The 24,715-nt window shown below is 69.4% G+C and carries 31 protein-coding genes and 1 pseudogene; 19 read left to right on the top strand and 13 right to left on the bottom strand.

The genetic code is table 11. The features are described 5' to 3' along the window. Positions 1-5: 5 nt before the first annotated feature. Positions 6-1,052 (bottom strand): diacylglycerol/lipid kinase family protein, encoded by a 1,047-nt coding sequence (locus IM689_RS02540; protein ID WP_193642734.1) that lies wholly within the window; start codon positions 1,050-1,052, stop codon positions 6-8. Positions 1,053-1,222: 170 nt separating this feature from the next. Here IM689_RS02540 and IM689_RS02535 point away from each other — a divergent pair, with 170 nt between their 5' ends. The 5 genes from IM689_RS02535 (at position 1,223) to serS (ending at position 4,519) form a co-directional block, all read left to right on the top strand. Next, positions 1,223-1,489, top strand: coding sequence for a toxin (locus IM689_RS02535; protein WP_193642733.1), 267 nt, complete (start codon positions 1,223-1,225; stop codon positions 1,487-1,489). Then, complete coding sequence (locus IM689_RS02530) at positions 1,486-1,785, top strand: ribbon-helix-helix protein, CopG family (RefSeq protein WP_193642732.1); 300 nt, start codon at positions 1,486-1,488, stop codon at positions 1,783-1,785. The genes IM689_RS02535 and IM689_RS02530 overlap by 4 nt, the downstream gene beginning before the upstream one ends. 94 nt (positions 1,786-1,879) lie before the next feature. Continuing rightward, the gene (locus tag IM689_RS02525) at positions 1,880-2,140 is read left to right on the top strand and encodes a hypothetical protein (RefSeq protein WP_047310689.1); all 261 of its coding nucleotides are present in this window, start codon (positions 1,880-1,882) and stop codon (positions 2,138-2,140) included. A 69-nt stretch (positions 2,141-2,209) separates the two neighbouring features. Then, positions 2,210-3,067, top strand: a complete 858-nt coding sequence (locus IM689_RS02520; RefSeq protein WP_193642731.1) for a hypothetical protein — start codon at positions 2,210-2,212, stop codon at positions 3,065-3,067. A gap of 135 nt (positions 3,068-3,202) precedes the next feature. Further along, positions 3,203-4,519 carry a serine--tRNA ligase gene (gene serS, locus IM689_RS02515; protein ID WP_193642730.1) on the top strand — a complete coding sequence of 439 codons (1,317 nt, stop codon included), beginning with the start codon at positions 3,203-3,205 and terminating at the stop codon, positions 4,517-4,519. Positions 4,520-4,661: 142 nt separating this feature from the next. Here serS and IM689_RS14850 read toward each other — a convergent pair whose 3' ends face one another. Further along, a complete protein-coding gene (locus IM689_RS14850; protein ID WP_264674261.1) occupies positions 4,662-4,796 on the bottom strand; it encodes a hypothetical protein in 135 nt (44 codons plus the stop codon). Positions 4,797-5,149: 353 nt separating this feature from the next. Here IM689_RS14850 and IM689_RS02510 point away from each other — a divergent pair, with 353 nt between their 5' ends. Continuing rightward, positions 5,150-5,629, top strand: coding sequence for a hypothetical protein (locus IM689_RS02510; RefSeq protein ID WP_193642729.1), 480 nt, complete (start codon positions 5,150-5,152; stop codon positions 5,627-5,629). A gap of 140 nt (positions 5,630-5,769) precedes the next feature. Then, on the top strand, positions 5,770-6,429 hold the full coding sequence (locus IM689_RS02505; RefSeq protein WP_193642728.1) for a DUF1345 domain-containing protein: 660 nt from the start codon (positions 5,770-5,772) through the stop codon (positions 6,427-6,429). Between the two features lie 9 nt (positions 6,430-6,438). Here IM689_RS02505 and IM689_RS02500 read toward each other — a convergent pair whose 3' ends face one another. The 3 genes from IM689_RS02500 to IM689_RS02490 form a co-directional block, all read right to left on the bottom strand. After that, entirely contained in the window at positions 6,439-6,597 is a 159-nt protein-coding gene (locus IM689_RS02500) for a hypothetical protein (RefSeq protein ID WP_193642727.1), read from the bottom strand. Positions 6,598-6,805: 208 nt separating this feature from the next. Further along, complete coding sequence (locus IM689_RS02495; protein ID WP_193642726.1) at positions 6,806-7,060, bottom strand: hypothetical protein; 255 nt, start codon at positions 7,058-7,060, stop codon at positions 6,806-6,808. A gap of 45 nt (positions 7,061-7,105) precedes the next feature. Then, entirely contained in the window at positions 7,106-7,288 is a 183-nt protein-coding gene (locus tag IM689_RS02490) for a hypothetical protein (RefSeq protein WP_193642725.1), read from the bottom strand. A 258-nt stretch (positions 7,289-7,546) separates the two neighbouring features. Between IM689_RS02490 and IM689_RS02485 the strand changes: the two genes are divergently transcribed. The 8 genes from IM689_RS02485 (at position 7,547) to IM689_RS02450 (ending at position 15,913) form a co-directional block, all read left to right on the top strand. Next, positions 7,547-8,896, top strand: coding sequence for a sensor histidine kinase (locus IM689_RS02485; RefSeq protein ID WP_319803765.1), 1,350 nt, complete (start codon positions 7,547-7,549; stop codon positions 8,894-8,896). Beyond that, positions 8,893-9,564: a response regulator gene (locus tag IM689_RS02480; protein WP_193642724.1), complete on the top strand. Its 672-nt coding sequence runs from the start codon at positions 8,893-8,895 to the stop codon at positions 9,562-9,564. Before IM689_RS02485 ends, IM689_RS02480 begins: the two co-directional genes overlap by 4 nt. Positions 9,565-9,654: 90 nt before the next feature. Beyond that, positions 9,655-10,557 carry an ABC transporter ATP-binding protein gene (locus IM689_RS02475; protein WP_193642723.1) on the top strand — a complete coding sequence of 301 codons (903 nt, stop codon included), beginning with the start codon at positions 9,655-9,657 and terminating at the stop codon, positions 10,555-10,557. A 2-nt stretch (positions 10,558-10,559) separates the two neighbouring features. After that, positions 10,560-11,774: an ABC transporter permease gene (locus IM689_RS02470; protein WP_193642722.1), complete on the top strand. Its 1,215-nt coding sequence runs from the start codon at positions 10,560-10,562 to the stop codon at positions 11,772-11,774. A gap of 59 nt (positions 11,775-11,833) precedes the next feature. After that, positions 11,834-13,153 (top strand): hypothetical protein, encoded by a 1,320-nt coding sequence (locus IM689_RS02465; RefSeq protein ID WP_193642721.1) that lies wholly within the window; start codon positions 11,834-11,836, stop codon positions 13,151-13,153. Positions 13,154-13,279: 126 nt separating this feature from the next. After that, entirely contained in the window at positions 13,280-14,728 is a 1,449-nt protein-coding gene (locus IM689_RS02460; RefSeq protein WP_193642720.1) for a short-chain fatty acid transporter, read from the top strand. Between the two features lie 46 nt (positions 14,729-14,774). Next, a complete protein-coding gene (locus IM689_RS02455; protein ID WP_406565484.1) occupies positions 14,775-15,650 on the top strand; it encodes an HAD family hydrolase in 876 nt (291 codons plus the stop codon). Next, on the top strand, positions 15,647-15,913 hold the full coding sequence (locus IM689_RS02450) for a DUF2283 domain-containing protein (RefSeq protein ID WP_319803764.1): 267 nt from the start codon (positions 15,647-15,649) through the stop codon (positions 15,911-15,913). Before IM689_RS02455 ends, IM689_RS02450 begins: the two co-directional genes overlap by 4 nt. A gap of 12 nt (positions 15,914-15,925) precedes the next feature. On the opposite strand, the gene IM689_RS02445 is transcribed toward IM689_RS02450, so the two are convergent. Then, positions 15,926-16,486, bottom strand: coding sequence for a DUF1990 family protein (locus tag IM689_RS02445; RefSeq protein WP_319803763.1), 561 nt, complete (start codon positions 16,484-16,486; stop codon positions 15,926-15,928). A gap of 65 nt (positions 16,487-16,551) precedes the next feature. Here IM689_RS02445 and IM689_RS02440 point away from each other — a divergent pair, with 65 nt between their 5' ends. Together IM689_RS02440 and IM689_RS02435 are read left to right on the top strand one after the other, a co-directional pair. Beyond that, a complete protein-coding gene (locus IM689_RS02440) occupies positions 16,552-17,364 on the top strand; it encodes a TrmH family RNA methyltransferase (protein WP_193642719.1) in 813 nt (270 codons plus the stop codon). 71 nt (positions 17,365-17,435) lie between these two features. Further along, complete coding sequence (locus IM689_RS02435) at positions 17,436-18,089, top strand: VOC family protein (protein ID WP_193642718.1); 654 nt, start codon at positions 17,436-17,438, stop codon at positions 18,087-18,089. Between the two features lie 17 nt (positions 18,090-18,106). Here IM689_RS02435 and IM689_RS14845 read toward each other — a convergent pair whose 3' ends face one another. After that, a complete protein-coding gene (locus IM689_RS14845) occupies positions 18,107-18,640 on the bottom strand; it encodes a hypothetical protein (RefSeq protein ID WP_193642859.1) in 534 nt (177 codons plus the stop codon). On the opposite strand from IM689_RS14845, the pseudogene IM689_RS15120 reads away from it, so the two are divergent. Further along, a pseudogene (locus IM689_RS15120) lies at positions 18,587-18,715 on the top strand (CPBP family intramembrane glutamate endopeptidase); the annotation flags it as partial. The gene IM689_RS14845 and the pseudogene IM689_RS15120 sit on opposite strands and share 54 nt — an antisense overlap. 104 nt (positions 18,716-18,819) lie before the next feature. Further along, the gene (locus IM689_RS02425) at positions 18,820-19,746 is read left to right on the top strand and encodes a tryptophan-rich sensory protein (RefSeq protein WP_193642717.1); all 927 of its coding nucleotides are present in this window, start codon (positions 18,820-18,822) and stop codon (positions 19,744-19,746) included. Between the two features lie 10 nt (positions 19,747-19,756). On the opposite strand, the gene IM689_RS02420 is transcribed toward IM689_RS02425, so the two are convergent. The 6 genes from IM689_RS02420 to purB form a co-directional block, all read right to left on the bottom strand. Next, a complete protein-coding gene (locus tag IM689_RS02420) occupies positions 19,757-21,301 on the bottom strand; it encodes a polyamine aminopropyltransferase (protein WP_193642716.1) in 1,545 nt (514 codons plus the stop codon). Between the two features lie 39 nt (positions 21,302-21,340). Continuing rightward, complete coding sequence (locus tag IM689_RS02415) at positions 21,341-21,577, bottom strand: hypothetical protein (protein ID WP_118912982.1); 237 nt, start codon at positions 21,575-21,577, stop codon at positions 21,341-21,343. Beyond that, entirely contained in the window at positions 21,574-22,074 is a 501-nt protein-coding gene (locus IM689_RS02410; protein WP_193642715.1) for a DUF2617 family protein, read from the bottom strand. Before IM689_RS02410 ends, IM689_RS02415 begins: the two co-directional genes overlap by 4 nt. Further along, the gene (locus tag IM689_RS02405; protein ID WP_052946813.1) at positions 22,071-22,526 is read right to left on the bottom strand and encodes a DUF4178 domain-containing protein; all 456 of its coding nucleotides are present in this window, start codon (positions 22,524-22,526) and stop codon (positions 22,071-22,073) included. Before IM689_RS02405 ends, IM689_RS02410 begins: the two co-directional genes overlap by 4 nt. 11 nt (positions 22,527-22,537) lie before the next feature. After that, on the bottom strand, positions 22,538-22,966 hold the full coding sequence (locus tag IM689_RS02400; protein WP_129666219.1) for a DUF350 domain-containing protein: 429 nt from the start codon (positions 22,964-22,966) through the stop codon (positions 22,538-22,540). Positions 22,967-23,227: 261 nt separating this feature from the next. Beyond that, the gene (gene purB, locus IM689_RS02395; RefSeq protein WP_193642714.1) at positions 23,228-24,649 is read right to left on the bottom strand and encodes an adenylosuccinate lyase; all 1,422 of its coding nucleotides are present in this window, start codon (positions 24,647-24,649) and stop codon (positions 23,228-23,230) included. Positions 24,650-24,715: the final 66 nt, after the last annotated feature.

Here is a 24,715-nt window from a genome sequence, read left to right as displayed (position 1 = left end):
CCCGACTACTTGCTCGACTTCTTCGCCTTCGCGGGCAGGCCCTTGAAGTCCTGACCGAACGGCCCGGGCAGGCGGCTGCGCAGGTCGGAGAGCTTGGAGTCCTTCGGGTCGGCGATGCGCACGACGAGCGCGTCGGAGTCGATCCACATGCTGACGTCGCGTGCCTGGCCGATGACGTCACCGTCGAGTTCGACGGCGCGCTCGCGGCCCATGGCGCGGGCCTCGACACGGCGCGCGCGCACCCGCTCGACGCGGTTCGTGTTGCGGCGCGACTTGGTGAGGATCTGGCGCGTCAGCGCGCCCCACTGCAGCGGCCCGTCGGCCGAGAGCCAGACGGCGTCGAACCATCCGTCGTTGCCCGTGGCGTCGGGCATGAGCTTGACCCCGCCGGTGAGGCGGCCGAAGTTGCCGACGAGCAGCGTCGTCGTCTTCTTCGTGCGCGGGGCGCCGTCGTCGAAGCTGGCGAGCATGCGCTCGGGGCGCTCGGTGAAGTACTTGATGCCGGCGAGGGGGTAGGCCATCCAACCGACGCGCTTCTTGAGGCCTTCGCTCGTCGAATCCATGATGTCGCCGTCGAGACCGAACCCGGCCATGATGAGGAAGGTGTCGTTCTTGGCCGAGCCGTCGTCGAACGTGGCGTGCACGCGGCCGACGTCGATACGCATGTCGTGACCGACGAGGGAGCGCGCGAAGTTCTGCGCGGCCGAGCCGTCGACGGAGACGCCGAGGTTGCGCGCGAGGAGGTTGCCCGTGCCCTGCGGCATGAGGCCGAGCGGGATGTCCGTGCCGGTGAGCGCGGAGCCGACCAGACGGACCGTGCCGTCGCCGCCCGCGGCGAAAACGATGTCGCAGCCCGCGCTGACGGCCTGATGAGCCTGGCCGACGCCGGGATCTTCGAGCGTCGTCTCGAGCCAGAGCGGTTCGTCCCAGCCGGCCTCCTTGGCGGCCTTGGTGCACTCGCGGCGCAGCTTGTCTTGGTCGTCGACCTTGGTGGGGTTGACGACGATGCCGGCGCGCTTGCGGGCGCCCTGCGAGGGTGAGGAGTTCGGCACCTCACGACTGTATCGGTCAGCGAGCGTCGGCGCCGGGCGACGGCTGGTTGCCGACGTGAGCATGCCTCGCTGTGGGAGCGAAACACCCTCGATGGGAGCGTTGCGGGCCCCGTCTTCGGCGCCCGTCGCGGGCTCTGTCTCTCGGGCGAGTTTCGTGACACAATATTGTTGTGGATGACGCCGTCACACTCCATCCTTCGGCCTTCAAGTACGGATTGTCCGCCGAGGACGTGACGCAGGCGTGGACGACTCGTTTCGCACGACAAGCTCGCCTTGAAGACGATCAGCCCGAGCGGTATCTACGCATCGGAGTCGACACGAGAGGGCGGCCCGTGGAGGTCGTCGCCTTGGTGTTCGACCAGAAGCGGACGCTCATCATTCACGCGATGCCGGTACGCAAGGCCACGCTCGACCTACTAGAGGGGAGAAAGCGATGAACGAGAAGTTCGACACGGCAACCCGACCCGACGGTGGCTCGTGGGGCACGGTGAATGGGCAGCCGATCACAGAGGAAACGATCGAGGCCCTCGTCGCTGACGCCGAGGCGGGATTTCCCAAGGCTCGGGTGGCTCCGGTCGGGCGTCCGCGCACCGTGGGGAAGCGTCCGGCCGAAACCGTGACAGTACGGCTGGACCCTGAGCGCATCGATGCTGTCCGCGCGCGGGCGCGTCGGGAGCACACGAGTGCCAGTGACATCCTGCGTCGAGCCCTGGACGAGTATCTCGCCGGTTGAGCAGTGCCGATGGGAGTGTTGCAGCGCTCCCGTCGCCACAATCCGCGCCCGTCGCGGGTTCTGCTCCCGTCGGGAGGCGCCCTAAGGTCAGGGCGTGAACCCTCGCCGTGTTGTCTTCGTCATCCTGACGCTGATGGTTCTCGCAGCGCCGCTTCTCGTCGAGGCCTCGCGGCAGGGTCACCGCGAGCTCGACCGGTGCATGACGAGCGCGCCGACGGTCGATTCGCCGTCGATGGTCAGTTGGGAGATCGACCACGACTACGCCCGTTTCCGACTGATCTGCACACTCTTGGACTCGAACGATCCGACGCAGCGCATCACCTGGACCAGGCCGCTGTGGGAATGGCCCCCGTGAGCCGACCGAACCGAGGTCGCGTCGGTGCCTCATCGATAGGGTGCCGACGTGGCATCGCGGGATAGCAGCGTGGCATCCGTCGAGCGGTGGCAGGCTTGCGGATGGCAGGTCGAGATCGAATACGCGGTGGCGGGCACCTTCGACGAGGTCTTCCTTTCGCGGCCAGGACGCGACGTTCACGCTCTTGTCGCCCCCGAAGGCGATGAGGTGGTGGTGGACCCGGGCGGTTCTCGCGAGGAGATGCAGCTGCGGTCGTTCGATGATCTGCTCGATCGCCTTGCCTTCGGGTGGGTGATTCGGTGCGGCGAGGGTCGACCGGCGCGCGACAAGGTGAATCGGGGCGAAACGCTCTTCGCCGGGCGGGTGCGTTCCGGCGACCTAGCGGACACGGAAGTCACCGTCCTGCTCATCCAGCCGCGACGCGGACTTATGCGCCGACTCTGTGATGCTGCCCGGCGGTCGCGGGAACGGTGCGGAGAGTTCGGCTTGGCGTACGTGTATCTCTGGCCGATACCCGGGCGCGAGCCCAACGTGAGCTGGGGCCCGGGCTTCGCCGGCGCGTGGTCGGAACTGTACGACGCGAGATTGCCGGAGGACGTCGAGTGGTATCCGGCAACTGAAGTGGAGCGATTCGTCGAACGGTTTGCGGTTGACCAGGGCATCAGCGATGAGGCGGCTGCGGCCCATCTGCGGAACCTTCTCCTGCTGCGAGGTGTTACCGCGAGCGCGACCGAAGCGACCGTGACAGTGGAGCGCGCGGGCATCCGAGTCGATGCATTGGTGACGTCTACCTCGGTCCACCTTCTCGTGAACGGCCGACGCGTCGATGCGCCACGTGAGCGCATGCCGAACGAACCGGCCGCCGAGATGCTGCTGGATGCTGCGGACTGGTTTGCGGAGGACTCGCGCGTGTGGTCGAGGCCATGAATGGAGGGCCTCACAGGCCCGTGACGAGTGCGTTGGGACGGTACGAGTTGTTCAACGCTCTCCCCTTAGGCGGGTTCTGCGCTCGTCGGGGCGTCTCCGGGCAACCCGGTTGCCCCTACCCGATAGCCTTACCTCGTGATCGACATCAAGCTTCTGCGCGAAAACCCTGACGCCGTCCGCGCGAGCCAACGTGCTCGCGGCGCCGACGAGAGCGTCGTCGACCAGATTCTCGAACTCGACGCGACGCGTCGTTCGTCCCTCGGCGAGTTCGAGAAGGTGCGTGCCGAGCAGAAGCAGGTCTCCAAGAGCGTCGGTGCCGCGATGGGCGCGCTCAACAAGGCGAAGAAGTCGGGTGACGACGCCGAGGTCGCGCGTCTGCAGGCCGACGCCGACAAGGCCCGCGAGGACGCCACCGCGCTGAGCACCCGCGTCAAGGAGCTCGAGGCCACCGCCGACGAGGCCGGCGCCAAGTTCGACGAGCTCATGCGCACCGTCCCCAACGTCGTCCTCGACGGCGTGCCCGCCGGCGGCGAGGACGACTTCGTCACCGTCAAGACGGTCGGCGAGCCGGTGCAGTTCGACTTCGAGCCGAAGGACCACCTCGAGATCGGCGAGAAGGTCGGCGCCATCGACATGGAGCGCGGCACGAAGGTGTCGGGCTCGCGCTTCTACTTCCTCAAGGGCGTCGGCGCTCGCCTCGAGCTGGCGCTGCTGCAGATGGCGCTCGACCAGGCCATCGCGAACGACTTCACGCCCATGATCACGCCGACGCTCGTGCGCCCCGAGACCATGCAGGGCACCGGCTTCGACGTCAAGCACGACGCCGAGATCTACCGCGTGCAGGAGGAGGACGACCTCTACCTCGTCGGCACCTCCGAGGTGGCCCTCGCCGGCTACCACGCGAACGAGATCATCGACGTGACGGAGCCGGTGCGCTACGCCGGATGGTCGAGCTGCTACCGCCGCGAGGCCGGGTCGTACGGCAAGGACACGCGCGGCATCATCCGTGTGCATCAGTTCAACAAGGTCGAGATGTTCACGTACTGCAAGGTCGAGGACGCCGAAGCGGAGCACGCCAAGATGCTGGCGTGGGAGGAGGAGATGCTGGCCAAGTGCGAGCTCTCCTACCGCGTCATCGACACGGCCGCGGGTGATCTCGGCACGTCCGCTGCGCGCAAGTTCGACTGCGAGGCGTGGGTGCCGACGCAGGGCACGTACCGCGAGCTGACGTCGACGTCGAACTGCACGACGTTCCAGGCGCGCCGTCTCAACGTTCGTGAGCGAGGCGAGGGCGCCACCCGTGCCGTCGCGACGCTCAACGGCACGCTCGCGACGACTCGCTGGCTCGTCGCCATCCTCGAGACCCACCAGCAGGCGGACGGTTCCGTGCGCGTGCCCGAGGCGCTGCGCAAGTACATGGGCGGCCTCGAGGTGCTGCCCGTCATCGCCTGACCTGGTTGCCTGACGCGCCGATCCGCGCGCGAGTGCCCGCATCGTCATGAGGACGGTGCGGGCACTCGCGCGTTCTTTGCGCACCCCGTTGGTTCAGCCCCCCCGACCTACGCCACCCTGACCGCGTCGATTCGTGCCGGCTTCAGTGCGGAGCATCTTCCGGGTAACGCCGCTGCTCACCTACCGGCGTGACGAAGACCTGAACCTGCACGAAGGCGGTGCCTCGCCAGCTGTCGGCCCAGCGTCGCCAGTCATCGGTGAGGACGGGAACCGTCACGAGGGTTCGGGTGTCATCGCAATCGGTGAGCTGGCCAAGGCTCGGCATTCCCGCTAGCTGCCTTCTTGTCGAGTGACCGGGCTATCGCTGTGGTGGTCTCGTGGGTAATACGCGCTCCGACCGGGTTCTTTCCCGCCACGAAGGATGCTTCGCGCCAACTGTCGAGGATGAGCTTGGAGTGCACAGGTGACCACCTGTAAACGTTCCGGATGTTGTCCGGCGGGCACGAACGCTTGTCGCGAACTCACGTGTTCGCGAAGTGTGCTCGTCGGCGCCCCCGCCCCGGGAGGTGGTCCGCGGGGAGGTCGCCAGCCCGTAGCGTCGGGAACGAACCCGACGACCTTGGAGGACCCTTGCCGCGCGACGACCAATTTCTGCAGATCTACCTTCAGCATCACTGGGTGGGCTCGACCGGGGGCCGCGACCTCTTCGACCGCGCCGCCTCCTCCCACTCCGACGCTCGCGCGCGTGAGCAACTCGCGACACTCGCCCGCGAGGTCACCGAGGATCGTCAGGCCCTGCGCGACATCGCCGACAGGTTCGGGGTGCGCGAGGCGCGGGTTCAGCAGGCAGCCGCGCGCATCGGCGAATACCTCGGCCGCTTCAAGCCGAACGGGGCCCTGAAGGGTCGTTCGCCGCTCAGCGATCTGGTCGAGCTCGAGGCCCTCAGCCTCGGCGTCGAAGGCAAGAAGCGGTGCTGGCTCACGCTGCTCACCCGAGCCGAGAACGAACCGCGTCTCGACGCGGCGCAACTCGAAGAACTGCTCCGACGCGCCGATCAGCAGCTCGACGTGCTCGCGGGCTTGCACCGTGAGGCTGCCGCGCGCATCTGACCCGAGGCAGCTGCAGGCCGGACGGTGTGAGCTCTGGCCCGGTCTGTGACCGGCGCAGCTCACATCTCGGGCCGTACCTGACATCGTCCGTGCACGGCCGACCGGCGGCGTCCGCCCCGCGCGAGCGATAACGTTCCGCCATGGCTTCAGGCAATCGTCGCGCGCTGACGCAGCGCATCGGCGTCCGGCTTGCCGCATGCATGGCACTGGGTGCTCTCGTCGCCCTGGCCTCGATGACGTACCTCGAGCGCAGCCTGGCCTTCCACGTCATGGCGGGTTGGACGGCGGCGGCCACGATCTACGGGCTGTGGACGTGGCTCACCGTTCGACCCATGAACGAGCACGAGGCCGCCGAGCACGCGCGCGAGGAAGATCCGAGCGTGGCGCTGTCCGAGGCGACCGTCATCGGTGGAACCGTGGCGAGCCTCGCCGGGGTGGGCCTGTTGCTCGCGGCGGGGCAGCACAAGAGTTCGGGCACCCCGGAAGCGCTGCTCGGCGCGGGCAGCGTCGTCGCGTCGTGGTTCCTCGTGCACCTCACGTACATGACCCGCTACGCGCGCCTGTACTACGGCGACGAGCCGGGCGCGCGAGGCATCGACTTCGAGGGTGGCGAGCCCGATTACTACGACTTCGCCTACGTAGCCTTCGACCTCGGCATGACGTACCAGATCTCCGACACCACGCTGAAGAACCGCCAGATGCGCCGCTTCGTGCTCGCCCACACGCTGTTGAGCTACGTGTTGGGCGTCGGGGTCGTCGCGACGACGCTCAACCTCGTCGTGTCGCTCGCGTCGAGCTAGGCCGCGCCGTCAGTCGGTGGTTTCGGTGGGCGTGCCGGGGTCGTCGCTGACGATCTCGCGCTCGGGCGAGCCCTCGTCGATCGCGCGAGCCTCGTTGCGGGCGTCTTCGCCGCCCTCGTCGTGGTTCGCGTCGTTCGAGAACGCGTCGGTGAGCTTGTCGATACCCATGGGATCTCCCTTGTTCGGTGCGAGTTCTTCTGATGTGCGTGGTTTTGGCGTGCCCGTGCCCGGCCGGCGCGGGCACATCAAGGGCAGGCAGTCGGGCGGCCGCCGGTGAGCGCGTCACGAGGACGCTGCAGGGGCGCACTTGCGACGCTTGGTCGCGATGTCTCGCAAGCGCGCCCGCGCAGCCGGCGGCCGCCCGATCGGGGAGCGCTCAGGCGCCGGTCGTCGGGCGAGCGGCGCTCACCTGGGGCGTGCCCGCGTCCTCGTCACCGGTGAGCGCGTCGATCTCGCGGACGATGCGCACGAACTCGTCATCGTCGATGGTGACGCCCGCTGCATCGAGGCCCTCCCGCAGCTTGCTGTCGATCTTGGCGTCGCCGGCGCTGTAGTCCCACGACGTCGCGGTGTCGACGGCGGCCTGGGCGGCCTCGCGCGCAGCTTCGAGTTCTTCGGGGGTGTGGCTCATGGGTGATGTCCCTTTCGTGTGTTCCGGCGGGGTGGGTTGGTGCCGTCACTCGCCCTGGAGGCGGTCCTCGTCGAGGCCGGACTGGGGCACGTTGTCCTCGTCGACGCGGTCTGCTTCGCCGCCCGCCTCCGGGTCTGTGATGTTGCGCTTGTCGCGCTCGCTCGGGCGCACGCCCTCGTTGTCGCCGTCGTCCGGCATCTCGAAGACAGCGTCAGTCGCTACCGTCATGTCAGTTCCTCCACATCGAATCTCGTGCAAGGCAGTGGACGGCCGGCCCACACGTGGGAGTGCCGCCCCGGCCATGATTGCCGAAATTGTCTGCCCGCGTGCGGCTTACGCTCAGGTGCCGCCGCGAGTAGGACACCCACTCAGCCAATCAGGGGGTACGTCGTCTGTCACCCGACCGCAGGGGTGGCCTAGCCCAGTGCGAGCATCTCCGCCGCTTGAGGGAGGTGCGCCCGTCGACTGCGCTCTACCCTCGGTCGGGTGAAGGAGTTCTTCGGCCTCGACGACGACTGGGAACGTCCCCTGCCCGAGGGCTGGTTCAAGCGGGACGCCCTCATCGCCGGTGTCGTGTTTCTCTCCGCGCTGCTCGGCCTCGAGGTATTCCGTGCGAGCGGTGCGCTGTCGAGCGGGTGGCCGCGCTGGGCCATCGCGCTCGCGGCCGCTGTCGGTGTGGCGCCGCTCGTGTGGCGACGCCGTTTCCCTGTGACGGTTATGGTGCTCACGGCCGCGCACATGTTCGTCGCGGGCGTGACGCAGCCAGCCGTCATGGCGAACATCGGCATGCAGGCGGCGTACTTCTTCGCCATCTTCACGGCGCTCGCGTGGGCGCGCGACCGGCGCATCGTGTTCCTCGCGGCGTGCGGCGTCGTCATCTTCATGTTCGGGTGGCTCGCCGTGCAGTGGTCGGTGGCCTCCATGCGCGACGAGCTGGTCGCCAGCTATCAGGGCAACGGTTCACGCGAGGGCGCACTCTTCGGCCCGGGCGCGGCGGCGGTGCTCTACGGCCTCATGGTCAACGTGCTCTACTTCGCCACCGCCGTCGGCGCGGGAGCGGTTTCGTGGCGCGGCGCGCGGGCTCGGGCGCGCGCCGTCGAGCAAGCGCGCACGATCACCCGCCAGGCCGATCAACTCACCGAGCAGGCCGTCGTCGAGGAGCGGCTGCGCATCGCGCGTGAACTGCACGACGTCGTCGCCCACCACGTCGCGGCCATCGGCATCCAGGCCGCTGCAGCGCGCAAACTCATGGCGAAAAACCCTGAGCGCGCGACGGATTCGCTGAGCAACGTCGAGGCGTCGTCGCGCGAGGCCGTCACCCAGATGCGCGCGCTGCTCGGCACGCTGCGGGCCGAAGGGCAGGCGGGGGCCTCGGGCACGAAGGACGCCGGCGAAGGCGAGACGGTCACCGCGCGCACCCCCGAGCCCGGCTTGAGCAACATCGCCGCCCTCGTCGACGAGGTCCGCAGCGCCACCTTCGACGTCCACCTCGACAACCTCGTCGACGTCGACGTGCCCGCCAACATCGGCCACAGCATCTACCGGACGGTGCAGGAGGCGCTCGCCAACGTGCAGCGTCACTCGACGGCGACGGCGGCCACCGTCACGCTGCGCACCGGTGAGGAACGCAACGCCCGCTACGTCGAGGCCGAGGTGCTCGACGACGGCCGCCCGCGTTCGGGCACCTCGGGCAGTGGCCTCGGTCTGCTCGGCATGCGCGAACGCGTCACCGCACACCGCGGTACGGCCGAGATCGGCCCGCGCCTGACCGGTGGATACCGTGTGCGCGTGCGGCTACCCCTCGACGCTGCAGCCAAAACCAAGGAGACGGCGTGACCGAACCGCTCAAGGTGCTCATCGTCGACGACCAGAAGATGGTCAGCGGCGGCTTCTCCCTCATCCTCTCGGTGGAGGACGACCTCGACGTCGTCGGCACCGCCGCGGACGGTGAACAGGCGCTCGCCGCCGCGCGCGAACTGCGCCCCGACGTCACGCTCATGGACGTGCAGATGCCCGTGATGGACGGCATCGAGGCCACGCGCCGCTTCGTCGAGGAGGGCCTGGGCCGTGTCGTCATCCTCACGACCTTCGATCGCGACGACTACCTCTTCAGCGCCCTCGACGCCGGCGCGAGCGGCTTCCTGCTCAAGAACGCCGACGCCGACGAACTCGCCGAGGCGGTGCGAACCGTCGGTCACGGCCACGCGCTGCTCGCCCCCGAGGTGACGCGTCGCGTCATCGAACGACGCACCGCGCAGCAGGCCGCCCCAGAGGCGGACGCGCGACTGGCCGCGCTCACTCCGCGCGAACGCGACGTGCTTGCGCTCCTCGGGCGCGGGCGCTCCAACGCCGAGATCGCCGACGAACTCTTCGTCGGGGAGGCCACCGTCAAGACGCACGTGTCGAACGTCCTCATGAAGCTCGACCTGCGCGATCGCGTGCAGGCCGCCGTCGCCGCCTACGAGACCGGCCTCGTGCGCGTGGGGGAGCAGTCCGGCACCTGAAGTTCATCCTCCCGGCGGAGGTGAGAACCCCGCCGTTTCGCCAGGATGGTTCACGTACCTCCCAAAGGGCGAAAGCGAGAGGAACGGACGATGTTCGAAGCGAAAGGGCTGAGCCGCACGTTCGGCGACAAGGTCGCCGTGCGCGACGTGTCGTTCAGCGTGCCGGACGGCCGGATGACCGGCTTCGTCGGCGGTAACGGCGCCGGCAAGACGACGACGATGCGCATGATCATGGGCGTGCTCGAGCCCAGCGCCGGCGAAGCGCTGTGGAACGGGCAGCCGATCACGGCGGCCGACCGTCGCTCGATCGGCTACATGCCCGAGGAGCGCGGCCTCTACCCGAAGCAGCCGCTCATCGACCAGCTCGTCTACCTCGCGCAACTGCGCGGCGTAAAGGCGTCCGTGGCCCGCACCCGCGGCCTCGAGCTGCTCGACCGGTTCGGCCTTGCCGAGCGCTCGAAGGACAAGCTCGAAGCGCTCTCGCTCGGTAACCAGCAGCGCGTGCAGATTGCGGCGTCCGTCATCACCGACCCGTCGGCGCTCATCCTCGACGAGCCGTTCAGCGGCCTCGACCCGCAGGCCGTCGACTCGATGGTCGACCTCCTGCGCGAGTTCACCGCCCGCGGCGTGCCGGTGCTGTTCAGCAGCCACCAGCTCGACCTCGTCGAGCGGCTGTGCGACGGCCTCGTCATCCTGGCCCGCGGTGAGGTCGTGGCCGAAGGGCGGGCGGAGGATCTGCGCCGCCGCGGACGCATCCGCCACCGCCTCGTCCTCGACACCGACGCCGGCTGGCTGCGCGACGTAGCCGCCTCGCTCGGCATCAGCGTCGTCGACATCGACGGCCCGGTGGCCGTGCTCGAACTTCCCTCCGAACCCGAGCGTTCCGCGGCAGCCGCCGACGCCGTTCTCCGCCGCGCGATGGAGCGGGGCCGCGTGCGTGAGTTCCACGAACTCGTGCCCCAACTCGCCGACATCTACCGAGAGGTGGCCTGACGATGAACGCCGCAGCAGCAACCAGCTCCCGCCCGCGCCCGGCCTGGCAGATCGTCGCCCTGCGCGAAATCGCCGTCAAAGTTCGGGACAAGAACTTCCTCATCTCCATGGCGGTAATCCTGCTCATCACCGCCGCGTCGTTCGGCTTCTCGATCTGGATGACGGGCAAGACGCAGACGACCTCCGTCGCCGTCGTCAGCGAGCAGGGCACGGCCGGCGTCACCGGCAAGAGCCTCGTGGGTGCCGCCGAGAAGACCGCGAAGGACGGCGGCAGCAAGGTCGAGTACGCCACCGTCGACGCGTCGTCGGCGGCCGATGCGCGCGAGGCCGTCAAGAGCGGCCGCGCCGACCTGGCCCTCCTGCCCGTCGAAGGGGGTTGGAAGCTCGTCGGCGACACGGACGTCGACAGCAGCGTCCAGCGGCACGTCACGAACGCCGCGGCGCAGCAGACCCTCACCGCCAACGCCAAGGCTCAAGGCATCGACCTCGCGAAGCTATCCAGCGGCGCGGCGGTGACGCCGGAGAAGCTCAACCCCGATTCGATGGACGGCGGCATGGCCAAGGGCATCACCCTGGCCTTCGTCATGGTCTTCTACCTGGCGGCCTTCATCTTCGGCATGCCGATCGCCCAGAGCGTCGTCGAGGAGAAGCAGTCGCGCATCGTCGAGATCCTCGCCAGCGCCATCCCGCTCAAGCAGCTGCTCGCGGGCAAGGTCATCGGTAACGCCGTCCTCGCGATGCTCCAGGTGGTGCTGTTCGTCTCCGTCGCACTGATCGGGCTGTCGCAGACGCAGTGGGGCACCTTCATCGGCACTGTCGCCAGCGCCTCTGGATGGTTCATCGTCTTCTTCGTCGCCGGCTTCTTCGTGGTGGCGTGCATGTTCGCGGTGGCAGGCGCGATCTCGTCGCGCAGCGAGGACATCCAGACGACGTCGCAGCCCGTGATCATGCTCGTCGTCGCCGTGATGATGCTCGGTCTCATGCTGACGGGGACGGCCCTGAAGATCGCGTCCTTCGTGCCGGTCGTCTCGACCGTGGCCATGCCGTCGCGCATCGTGACGGGTGACGCGGCCTGGTGGGAGCCGATCGTCGCTCTCGTGCTAGCGGCCGTGGCCGCCGTCGTCATCACCCGCGTCGCCACGCGCCTCTACACGCGCAGCGTTATGCAGACCGGTGGACGCCTCAGCTACAAGGAGGCCTTCAAGCTGCAGGCGTGATGGGCCACAGGTAGATTGGGCGCAGATCAGATTTCACCACCTCGAAACGGGAGGGTCGCATGAGCGACAACAACGAGAAGCCCGCCTCCACCTGGGGCGACGGCGACTCCGAGGCACAGACGCGCATCGCCGGCGGCTCGACGCCGGCCGGTGAGGCTCCGCGCCCTGACGGTGACACGCAGGCCTTCGAGAACGACGCGACGCAGGTGGCCTACCGCGACCAGCCGCAGGCCGCCGCCCAGCCGAAGCCGGGACCCGACCGCGCGGAGGCGCCGACGCAGGCGTCCTTCGCGCCCGGCGCGGGTGCCTCCGGCTCCGGCCAGGGCTCGGCGAACGACGCGTCGGCCAACTCGCAGGCCTACCCGAGCGCACCGATCGCCCAGCAGCAGGCTCCGTACTCGCAGGGCTACCCGGGTGCGTACGGCCAGTCCGGTCAGCAGGGTCAGTACGGTTCTGCCCCGCAGGGTGGCGGGCAGTACGGTTCGGCGCCGCAGGGTGGTCAGTACAACTCGGCTCCCCAGGGTGGCTACGCCCAGCCCGGCCAGTACACCTCCTCGCCCCAGGGCGGGCAGTACGGCTCGGCGCCGCAGGGTGGTTACGCGCAGCCGGGGCAGTACAACTCGTCGCCGCAGGGCGCCCAGCAGTACGGCTCGGCGGGTCAGCACAACACCCCGACGCACGGTGGCCAGCAGGGTCAGTACACGTCGGCGGCCTACGGGCAGTCGCAGTCGGCCCAGCCAAACGCCACGGCCCCGAAGCCGGCCAAGGCCTCCGCAGCGGCGACGTCCCCCGTCGCGAAGTTCGGCCCGTTCCTGCCGGCTCTGCTCGCGCTCATCGCGCCGTTCGTCGCATGGGTGACGTTCAAGTCGGGCAGCGAGTCGATCGCGCTCAACGGCATCGGCGGCAACACCAACTCGGCCAACCCGACGTTGGGCGAGTCGAGCAACACGGGCGGCATCTTCGTCCTCATCCTCGCGGTCGGTCTCGCCGTGGCCGGTGTGCTCGCCGCCCTCGGCAAGCTCAACGCCAAGGTGACGGGCATCGTCACGGCCGCCATCGGTGCAGTGCTCCTCATCATCGGCATCCTGCAGTTCCCGAGCGCTGCCAGCGCCGTGGGTGACGGTGGCGCGGCCTCCGGTTACTCGGCCACGATCGGTGCCGGTGTCTGGCTCACGCTCCTCGCGGGCGTCGCGGCGCTCGCCGTCGGCATCGTCGCGTTCCTGCAGAGCCGCAAGGGCTCGGCGGCACCGACCACGCCCAACGGCGCGAACGGTGGCCAGCAGTGGAACGGCGGCTACCAGCAGGGCCAGCAGCAGTTCGGTCAGCAGAACGGCCAGTACGGCTCGGCCCCGCAGGGCGGGTTCGGCCAGAACCACTGACGCACACCCCACGACGAGGGCCCCTTCCGAGCGATCGGTCGGGGCCTTTCGTCGTCTCTCCACGCCGGCCAGAACGGCGGGGCGTACTCCCCGGTAGTGCTGGCCGGCGCCCCTACGGTGTCCGTCATGTCACGAAGCGCTGAAGTCGACGCCGCCGACGTTCGCGGCGAATCAGGGCTGGCCAGGTTCGCGCAGCGACTGGCCGGCTGGACGGAGAAGTGGTTCCCCGACGCGTACGTCTTCGCCCTCGTCGGCGTTGTCGTCGTCGGGGCTGCGGCCCTCATCAACGGAGCGTCGCCCAAGGTCGTCGCCGAGTCGTTCGGCGGCGGCTTCTGGGATCTGGCGGCCTTCACCCTGCAGATGTCGATGGTCGTGCTCACCGGCTACGTCGTCGCCACGAGTCCACCCGTCGCGCGCCTCATCGAGCGGCTCGCCCACGTGCCGTCGTCACCGCGCACGGCCGTGGCGTACGTGTGCCTGCTGGCGATGTCGGTGTCGCTGCTCAACTGGGGCCTCAGCCTCGTCTTCGGTGGCCTGCTCGCCCGTGCGGTGGCTCGCCGCGACGACCTCGTCGTCGACTATCGGGCGCTCGGCGCCGCGTCCTTCATGGGCCTCGGCGGCGTGTGGGCGCTGGGCCTTTCGAGCTCGGCGGCGCAGATCCAGGCCACGCCCGACTCGCTGACGCCCGAGGTTCTCAAGATCACCGGCGTGCTCGACTTCGGCAAGACGATCTTCACGTGGCAGTCGATGCTGACGGCGCTCATCCTCATCGTGCTCAGTGTCGCGATCTGCTACTTCTCCGCACCGCGTGGCGAGGCCGTGCGCACCGCGGCCGACATGGGTGTCGACCTCGACGACGAACCCCCGGCCACCGAGGAGCGCACACGCCCCGGCGAGTGGCTCGAGCACAGCCGCATCCTGCCCATCGTCATGTTCGTGCTCACCATCGGCTGGCTCGTCACCGAGTTCATGAGCAAGCCGGCGCTCACGGTGGTCTCGAGCCTCAACGGTTACCTCCTGCTGTTCCTCATGCTCGGACTTTTTCTGCACGGCACGCCGCGCGGCTTCCTTCAGGCCGTGACGAAGGCCGTTCCGGCGACCGCGGGCATCCTCGTGCAGTTCCCCCTCTACGCCGCGATGGCGGCGATCATGACCCAGGCGAGGGGTCGCGGCGGCGTCACCGTCGCCGAGCACATCACGCACTTCTTCACGAACCTCGGTGACGGTGGTGCGTTCGCGATCGTCGTCGCGCTCTACACGGCGCTGCTCGGGCTGTTCGTGCCGTCCGGTGGCGGCAAGTGGCTCGTGGAGGCGCCGTACGTCATGCAGTCGGCCACCGACGTCCAGATGAACCTCGGCTGGACCGTGCAGATCTACAACATCGCCGAGGCTCTGCCGAACCTCATCAACCCGTTCTTCATGCTGCCGCTGCTCGCCGTGCTCAAGCTGCGGGCGCGCGACATCGTCGGGTTCACGTTCCTGCAGTTCCTCCTGCACCTGCCCGTGGTCATCCTGCTCGTGTGGTTGCTCGGTATGACGTTCTCGTTCGAGCCGCCCGTGCAGCCCGCACCGTGACGTTGTGCCACGCCGCGTGGCGGCGCGGCCCGCGTAGGGTGGGCCTGTGACTTCGTCCGACCACACGACGCCCGTCATTCCCGAAGCTGCGGCTGCGAACAGCGCCCGGCCCGATTCCCGTGATGCGCACGAGTGGCCACCGCTCATGGTGTGCCTCGACATCGACGGCACCCTCCTGCAGTACGACGGCACGATGCACGACGCGACGCGTGACGCCGTCCGCGACACCGTCGCCGCCGGCCACCACGTCGTCCTGTCGACGGGGCGCGCCGTTGTCGCGACGACGCCGATCCTGCGCATGCTCGACCTCGACCACGGTTACGTCGTGTGCTCGAACGGCGCCATCACGCTGCGTCTCGACAGCTCGCTCGACGTGGGCTACGAGATCGTCGATCGGGTGACGTTCGACCCCGCGCCGGCGCTGTCGATGCTGCGCGGACAGTGGGAGGACGCCGTCATCGCGGTCGAGGGGCCGGACGGGTTCAAGGTCACCGCGCCCTTCCCCGACGGGGAACTCGACGGCGAGCAGACCGTCGTGGAGTGGGAGGAGCTCATGTCGGAGCCCGTGACGCGCGTGACGTTCCGCTCGCCGTCGGGCACGAGCGAGGACTTCCTCGAGCTCGCCGACCGCATCGGCCTGCACCACGTCAACTACGCCGTCGGGTACACGGCCTGGATGGACATCAACCCCGAGGGCGTCTCGAAGGCGTCGGCGCTCGAGCTGGTACGCCGCAAGCTCGCCATCGAGCCCTCGAACACGGTGGCCGTGGGCGATCAGCGCAACGACCTCGAGATGCTCGAGTGGGCTGCGCGCGGCGTCGCGATGGGCCAGGCGCCCGACGAGGTGAAGGACGCCGCGGACGAGGTGACCGGCTCGATCGAGAACGACGGCGCCGCCGACGTCCTGCGCTCGCTCTTGTGAATCCGCCCGACGGCGGGGTGCCCGCTGACGCGGTGCGGCTGGCGTTCGACGGCGAGGCCGACGCGGCCTACGTCGCGCTCGGCCCGGACCCGGGAGCGGGCGGTGTGACGCGCACCGTCCCGGTCGAACTCGGCGGCGAGCCGGGTATCGACCTCGCGTTGGACGTGGACGCGAATGGCCGCCTGGTCGGCGTGGAGGTGCTCGGCGCGAGCCGTTTGCTCGCGCCGGAGGTGCTGGCCGCCGCGCACCGGTTGGACGACTGATCGCCCGTCGCTTCAGCGGGCCAGAGCCCGCAGGTAGCGGCGCGTCATCCAGCGCTGCGCCCATCGCATGACGGGGGCGCCGATGCGGGTGAGGAGCCAGCCGGGCCGACTGAGGGAGTCGATGCTGACCCACACGTCATCGCCGCGACGTTCGACGAGGAAACATTCGACGCCGCACTCGGGGTGACCGGGCAGCGTCGCGTAGACGAATCCGCGCCGGTGCGGCTCGTCGATCACCTCAGTGACGCGGCACGGAATCGGCAGACGCACCCGCCCGACGCCGAGACCGAGCAGAACAATGGTGCCTTCGCGAAGCGGCACGTCGCTCACCCGCACCGTCATCCCCGAGCCCAGTTGAAGGCCCCACGAGAGCAGTTCGACACCGACGGCGTCGAGATCCGAACGGCGCAGCAGTGCCGACTCCGCGAGCCGTTCGAAGCCCCGAGGCGCCGTAGCCGATGCGTCGTCGAAGTCGAAGGCAAGGAGCTCCGACGGAGCGGTGATCTGTGCGCGGGCGAGCCGCTCAACCGTCGCCTCGGACAACAGCCCGACCCCCGCCTCACTCCTCACCACAGCACCATCCTGCACGTGCAGATCGGGGCTTCGGCGGTGGGGGTTGAGTGGGGGAGAATGGGCGGGTGGCTGATCTTCACCTCACCTCCGCGACCAACCCGCGCCTCAAGGGGCTCGTCGGTCTGCGTAAGCGCCGTACCCGCGAGAACGAGGGCGTCACCCTGCTCGAGGGGTACGAGGAACTGTCGCTCGCGCTCGATGCAGGGGTGCGCCCCCGGGCCCTCTACACGTGCGACGACCTCATGCTCGACGCCGATCGCCAGCAGGACGTCGTCGACGCCGCTCGTGCCGCCGGCGCCGACATCGTGACGGTGGCGCGCGCAGCGTTCGAGAAGGTCGCCTACCGCGAAGGTCCTGACGGCTTCCTCGCCGTCGTGCCGAGCGTCCAGGCCCACCCGCGCGAACTCGACCTGCCCGAGAGTCCGCTCCTTCTCGTCGCCGAGGGCGTCGAGAAGCCCGGCAATCTCGGCGCGATGCTTCGCACGGCCGACGCGGTCGGCGTCGAAGGCGTCATCGCCGCCGACCCGGTCACCGACTGGGGCAACCCCAACGTCGTGCGCGGCTCGAAGGGCACGGTCTTCAGCGTTCCGGTGGCCGCCGCGTCCACCTCCGAGACCCTGAGCTGGCTCGAAGAGCGCGGCATCCCGCTCGTCGCGGCGACGCCGGACACCGACGTCATGCACACCGACGTCGACTACCGCGGCCCCGTCGCGATCGCCGTCGGCACCGAGAAGTACGGCCTCACCGACGAGGCGCTCGCCGCCGCCACGACCCGCGTGCGCATCCCCATGGTGGGCCAGGTCAACTCCCTCAACGTCGCGACGAGCGCCGCCGTTCTGCTCTACGAAGCGATGCGTCAGCGCGGCGTCCGCGGTTGACGGAGCGCGCCGGGTCGAAGGAGAGTGACCCGGATTACAGTCCACACCAATGGGCGTGGCACAGTGTGCACATGCGTATTGACCACGTGATGTATGCGGCCGAGTCCGACGGTCTGCAGGCGACGGCCGAGCGACTCGCGCAGCAGCTCGGCGTGGAAGCACTCGACGGCGGCGTTCACCCGCGGTTCGGTACCCGCAACGTCATCCTGCCGCTCACCGAGCACCGGTTCCTCGAGGTCGTCGAAGCCCTCGAGCACCCCAGCGTCGACAAGATGCCGTACGGCCAGGCCGTCAAGGCTCGCTCCGCCAACGGTGGCGGCTGGATCGGTTGGGTCGTCGAACTCGACGACATGACCCGCCCCGTCGAGAAGCTCGGTCGCGGCACCACCGAAGGCCGCCGTCACCGCCCCGACGGCACCGAGGTCACCTGGCAGCAGATCGGCATCAGCGACCTCGTCCTCGACCCGCAGCTGCCCTACTTCATCAAGTGGGACGACGAGGCGACCCACCCGTCGTCGGACGGCCCCAGCGACTCGGGCCTCAAGGGCATCACGCTCGCCGGCGCGCCCGAGCGCGTGCGCGAGTGGATCGGCCTCTCCGGTGAACCGGGCGTCGACCGCGAGGAGTGGGAGCCGAGCATCGACTTCTCCTTCGTCGCCCCGCACGGCACCCCGTCGGTGCTGTCAGTGACGTTCACGACGCCCCGCGGCGACGTCACGATCTGACGCACGCATCACGCTCATCACGGGTCGGCATCCACGTTCGGATGCCGGCCCGTTGCGTTGCCGTCGTGCACCCCTGGGACCTCACCTGGCGCGGGTGGTCGGATGAACATATGGGCGACTCGGTGACACGGCAACGTCTCGCCTGCGGGCTGACGCTCGTCGTCGGCGCGCTCGTGCTGGCGTGGAGCCTGTCGATCGAGCCCGCTGATGCACTCTTCTACCCCGCGACGGCGCTGCTGGCCGCGGTGTGGTTCGTCGGCGCGTTCCTGGCCCGACGTCCGGGTGGGCGTGAAGCGCCGAAGCCGAGCGGAGCGCGTCGGCCCGCAGCCGACGTGGCTCTCGGCGCCGGCGTCGGGGCCGCACTCGCAGGGGCTTTTCTCGTCGGTGCGCTTGTTCTCACGCAGATTCCCGCGTTGCGCGACCCCGTCCAGCAACTCCTCGATCACGCCGACCGCGGCGTCTTCGTCGTGGTTCTCGTCCTCACCCTCGTCAACGGCGTGGCGGAGGAGACCTTCTTCCGTGGCGCGGTCTACGACGCGTTGCGCGGCCACGCTCCTGTCGTCACGAGCACCCTCGTCTACACCGTCGTCACGGCTGCCTCGAGCATTTGGATGCTCGCCTTCGCCGGCCTCGTGCTTGGCGGGGTGTGCGCGCTCCTGCGCCGCCGCACCGGCACCCTTAACGCCCCGAGGCGGGCGTCGTCATCGGTGAAGGGTCGTCGTCGTTCCAGATGTTGCGTCACCTCGCCGAGCGGCTGCCGCGGGCGCTCGCGCCGCGGTGGGTGCGCAACACGATCCAGCCCATCGCCGTGGCCGACGCGGTGCACTACCTCGTGGCCGCGGCGGACCTGCCGACCGACATCAACCGCACCTTCGACATCGGGGGCCCCGAGGCCATCGAGTACGCCGACATGATGAGCGAGTACGCCACGAGGGTGGGGTTGCGACCGCGCATCGTGCTCAAGGCGCCCGTGAGGACTCCGGGGCTGGCGGCTTACTGGGTCGGCCTCGTGACACCCGTGACGACACAGCTCGCCACACCGCTCATCGGCAGCCTGCAGCACGACACCGTCGTCCACGAACGCGACCTCGACAACCTCGTGGGGCCGCCGCCGGGCGGGCACACCACCTTCCGTGACGCCGTCCGGACCGCCTCGCGCAGCGCCGACACCCGCCGATGGGGTCGGACGCTCGCGCGCACGAGCGCCGCCGTCGCGGCGACCGCGGTGGTCGGCAGTCTCGCGACCGACCCCGACTCGCTCTGGTACCGCACCCTGCGCAAGCCCGCCTTCCAGCCGCCCGCGTGGGCCTTCCCCGTCGCGTGGACGGCGCTGTACGCCGACATCGCGCTCACGAGTTCACTCGTGCTCGCGGACCTCGGCGAGCAGGGGCGCACGCGCGAGCAGAAGGCCTATGCAGCGGCTCTGGCCGGCAACCTCGTGCTCAACGCGGGATGGAGCGTGCTGTTCTTCGACCGAAAGAAGTTGCGTCCCGCCTGCCTCGAGGCCATTGCACTCGCCGTGAGCAGCGCCGACCTCGTGCGCCGAGCCGGTGCTCACACCCCGGAGCGCGGCGTCGCGCTCGCGCCGTACGCCGCGTGGACCGGTTTCGCAGCCGTGCTCACCGGTGCCATCGCGCGCTTGAACCCGCGTCGCTGACACCTCGGGCTCAGTAGCCCCGGTAGGCGCCCTTCTGCGCGTCGAGGATCGTGGGCGACAGCAGGGTGGACGGTTTCACGGGCATCCGGCCACGGTCGGGCGGGAAGACGGCAGCGGCGCGCAGCACGTCCTGCGTGACGAAGCGCTGCGCCGGGGCGTCATCGGGCAGCGTGAGCGACGGCGGCGTCGACGAGCGCGTCGCGAGGTGGAAGCCCCAGTCGCCGAAGCTCGGCACGTCGACGTGGTACGGCGTTGTCGCGAACCCGGCGCGGCGCAGGGTCGCCTCCGTCGTCCAGTAAGCCTCGCGGGCGAAGAACGGCGAGCCGCTCTGGACGACCATGCGGCCGCCGGGGGCGAGGGCCCTGTTCATCAGCCCGTAGATCTCCTGCGAGTACAGCTTCGCGGTGGCCACGTCGTCGGCGTCGGGGAAGTCGACGACGATGGCGTCGAACGTCTCGTTCTGGGTGCGCAGCCACGTGAACGCATCGGCGGCGCGATAGGTCAGGCGCGGGTCGTCCATCGCATCGGCGTTGGCCGCGAGGAATTCGGGCCGCGTGCGCGCGAGATCGACCACCGCCGGGTCGAGGTCGACGAGCGTCACCTTCTCGACGCCGGGATACTCGAGCACCCGCCGTGCCGCGAGTCCGTCGCCCCCGCCGAGCACGAGGACCTTCGTGCGCGGCCCGTTCATCGCAGGAGCGACGAGCGCCTCGTGGTAGCGGTACTCGTCGAGCGTCGAGAACTGCAGGTCACCGTTGAGGAACAGCCGCACGTCGCGTCCGTCGAGGCCGGACGTGACGACGATGTCCTGGTAGGCCGAACGCTCGCTCACGACGATCGGATCGCGGTAGATGCGCTGCTGCGCGGACAGCTCGAACTTCCCCGAGAACCAGGCAAGCCCCGCGAGCCCGACCAGCGTCACGGCGAGCGCGCCGCCGACGAGGCGCCGCCCCCACGTCGTGAACGAGTCACGAAACACCCACAGGCACAAGGCAACACCGACGAGGGCGTTGACGGCGCCGACGGCGAGTGTGCCGCGGAGCAGGCCGAAGAGGGGCAGCAGGAGGAACGGGAACGCCAGGCCACCCACGAGGGCGCCGACGTAATCGGCGGCGAAGAGATCAGCGACGGCTTCCGACGCATCCTGCTTGCGGATGCGCTGCAGCAACGTCATGAGCAGGGGGATCTCGGCACCGATGAGCGCGCCGATCGTGAAGGCGAGAGCGACGAGCGCTGGCCCGTAGAGCGACCACCACGCGAAGGCGGCGTACAGCACGATGACGCTCGTGCCGCCGATGACGGCGAGGGCCAGCTCGATCAGGGCGAAGTTGCGGGCCGCCTGGCCGCCGAGGCGCTTCGCGGCGAGCGAGCCGATGCCCATGGCGAACACCATGACCGACAGGACGATCGACGTCTGCGTGATCGAGTTGCCGAGCAGGTACGAGCCGAGCGCGACGAGCGCGAGCTCGTAGACGAGACCGCATGCGGCGCACAGCAGGACGGCGCCGAAGACGAGGGCGCGGGCGAAGCGGGGAGCCTCAGACGGTGAGCGCACGGCTCACCTCGATCGCGCGAACGCTGCGAACAGCGTCGCTCACTTTCCGCTGCCCGAACCGCCACCGCGGAAGGAACTACCGTGACGGCGCGTCGTCGAGCTGCGGTGATCGTTGTCGCAGGCCTCCTTGACGGCCCGCTCGTTGGGCGTGAAGCCCTGCGCTCGCGCCATCTGACGCTGCTGCTCGCGGCAGGCTTCCTCTTCCTTGCTCGTGCCGCAGCCGCTCAACCCGAGGCCGAGGGCCGCGACGAGCAGTACGTTGACGGTGCGCTTCATGCCGGATCCCTCCGTCGCTGCAGGTCGAGCGAGGACGCGGTCTCGACCAGTTCTCCGTGCTGCGGGTAGACGTGCCAGGTGCGCCACGTGAGGACGTCGTCGCGGCGCTCGGCGACGAGGGCCGTCAACGCGAGGTCATGCCCGGGAAAGCGCGCGACGACGGCGTCGTCACGCTCGCCGAGCGCAGGGACGAACGCGTTGACCGCGTCGCGCAGGGCGTCCGGAGCCAGGTGCGTGACGCTCGTGCGCAGCGAGTAGCCGGGCGCGGTGTGGCGTTCCGGCAGAGGCATCGGGACGTGGGGGAGGTAGGCGATCGTCTCGGTGAACGGCTCGTCCTCCGTCTCGATGACGACCTGGTGCGAGGCCCCGAGCACGCGCAGGTCGGCACCCGCCACGAAGCAGGTGGCGAGATGCTCCACAGGGGCCAAGCCGAGCCCCAGGCGCAGGTCGGCGGCGCAGGTGTCGACGAACGGCGACGCGATGGCGTGAAGGGTCACGACGAACCCCCGGTGACCTGCACGCCGAACGCCGGGATGTGACGGCCGGTCGACGGCTCCCACGCGCCGTCGTCGAAGCGCTCGAAGGCGACGAGCGTGCCGCCGAGGCGGTAGTCGGCGTAGGCGTAACGGCCCGAGCGCCCCGACGGAAGGCTGCGGTAGGTGCCCGTGCCGTCCTCGTTGCGGCGCAGCTTCGTGCCGTCGCAGACGACGTTGCGATCGCCAGGCTCGCCGCGCTCGGGCAGGGCCGGGCGGTCCTTCCACAGGGTGAGGCTGAGCGTGCCCTCGTCGTCCTCGACAGTGAGCCAATCGGCGTCCGGATGCCCGCTGAGGCGGTGCGAGTGCCAGGTGAAGTCGTCGACGGTGAGTTCGAGGGTCTCCTCGACGCGCGCGGGAGCGCCCGCGAGCGAGAGGTGCGAGCCGGGGCGGATGGTCAGCGCGTCGTGGGTCATGGGAGCGCCGATCAGGAGATGGCGGCGCAGATCATGAGCGCGACCGCGATGTGAGCCGCCGCCGACACCCAGACCGCCGGGTGCCTGTCCTCCTGCAGCAGCAACGCGCCCAGCTTGCCCGGCGTCAGTGCGTCGAGGGCGAAGAAGCTCAGGGCCATGAAGACGAGGCCGAGGATGCCGTAAACGGCAGTGCTCAGGAGACCCGCCGCGAGGCCGTCGTGCGACGAGCGGATGGCGGTGAAGACGATGAGGCCGACGGCGATGAGGTTCGCCGACACGAGGATCGCCGCGTTCTGGTTGCGCTCACGCCAGATGATGTCGGCGAGGCGACCCGGCGTCAGCAGATCGGTCATGAAGTAGCCGAGCGCCTGGAGCGCGCAGCCGACGATGGCGAAGGCCGCGATGGCCCCGACGTCGTAGAGCAGATCGGATGCGGTCATCGAATTCATCGCCTTCCCGGCCGACGCAGGGCTGGGGCCGTTCCCCACGCGCAGTGACTGCGCGATGCCCCCGGAACATGCAAGAACTATAGGCGAATCACTCCGCCCCAAGGGGTGATTAGGGGGTGAGAGCCGCGGGTCGCTCGGGTGCGGTGGTGGCGCGGTCGTACGTTGTGTCCTGACGCCGCCTGTCGTCGCGCAGCACGACGCCCTGCCCGCGGAGCACAGCTGCGGGCAGGGCGTCGCGTGAGCGCAGGTTCGTCAGACCTCGAGGTAATCGACGAGCTGAGGTGCGATGCCGATGTAGGTGGCAGGCGTCATCTCGAGGAAACGCGCCTCGACGTCGGAGGGAAGGTCGAGGCCGCGCACGAACTCGCGCAGGTCGTCGCCGGTGATGCGGCGTCCGCGCGTCAGTTCCTTCAGGCGCTCGTAGGGCTGCTCCATCCCGGGCACGCCCTGGGCGCCGAGCGCGCGCATCGCCGTCTGGATGGGCTCGCCGAGCACCTCCCAGTTGGCTTCGAGGTCCTTGGCCATGGCGCCCGGCACGGGGTCGAGACCGCCGAGGCCCCGCGCGACGTTGTCCATGGCCAGCACCGAGTGCCCGAATGCGGTGCCGATATTGCGCTGCATCGAGGAATCCGTGAGGTCGCGCTGCAGGCGCGACGTGACGAGGGTCGAGCCGAGAACGTCGAGCAGAGCGCTCGAGACCTCGAGGTTCGCCTCGGCGTTCTCGAAGCGGATCGGGTTCACCTTGTGCGGCATCGTCGACGATCCGACGGTGCCCTGGCCGCGCACCTGCGCGAAGTAGCCCATCGAGATGTAGGTCCACACGTCGGTGCACAGGTTGTGCAGGATGCGATTGAAGCGCGCCATGTCGGCGTACAGCTCGGCCTGCCAGTCGTGACTCTCGATCTGCGTCGTCAACGGGTTCCACGTGAGGCCGAGGCCCGCGACGAACGACTTGCTCAGTGCCGGCCAGTCGGCGCTCGGCACGGCAGCCGTGTGCGCACCGAACGTGCCGGTGGCTCCGTTGATTTTACCGAGGTACTCCTGCCCACCGATGCGGCGCAGCTGACGGCCCAGGCGGTGGGCGAGCACCGCGAACTCCTTGCCCATCGTCGTCGGCGTCGCGGGCTGGCCGTGGGTGTGCGCGAGGAGCGGCACGTCACGCATGTCACGGGCCATCGTCGCGACCTGCTCGACGAGCGTCGTCGCCTTCGGCAGCCACACCTGCTGCGTCGCACGCTGCACCATGAGGGCGTAGCTGAGGTTGTTGATGTCCTCGCTCGTGCAGCAGAAGTGGATGAGTTCCGAGAGCTGCTCGGCGTCGTCGTGGCCCGCGTCGGCCACGATCTGCGTGAGGCGGCGCTTGAGGTAGTACTCGACTGCCTTGACGTCGTGCACCGTCTCGCGCTCGATCTCGGCGAGTTCGGCGATGTCGTCACCGTCGAACTGCTCCACGGCGTCGCGCAGCGCCTCCTTCTCGCCGTCGACCAGCGCGCGCACGCCGTCGAGGATGCCGGCGTCGGTGAGGTGGATGAGCCACTCGACCTCGACGTGCACGCGCATCCGGTTGAGCGCGGCCTCCGACAGGTGGTCGACGAGCGGGGCGACGGCGCCGCGGTAGCGGCCGTCGAGGGCTCCGAGGGCGATGGCGGGCTGGGTGTCGGCGAGGCTGTGCATGCACCCATTGTTCCAAACGACGAGCCCCGGACGCGTGTCGCATCCGAGGCTCGTCCTCACGGTGGA

This window comes from Dermacoccus barathri (assembly GCF_015070805.1).
GTDB classification, from domain to species: domain Bacteria; phylum Actinomycetota; class Actinomycetes; order Actinomycetales; family Dermatophilaceae; genus Dermacoccus; species Dermacoccus abyssi.
Note: the sequence above shows the minus strand (reverse complement) of the source record. Positions and strands in the feature narration are given on the sequence as shown.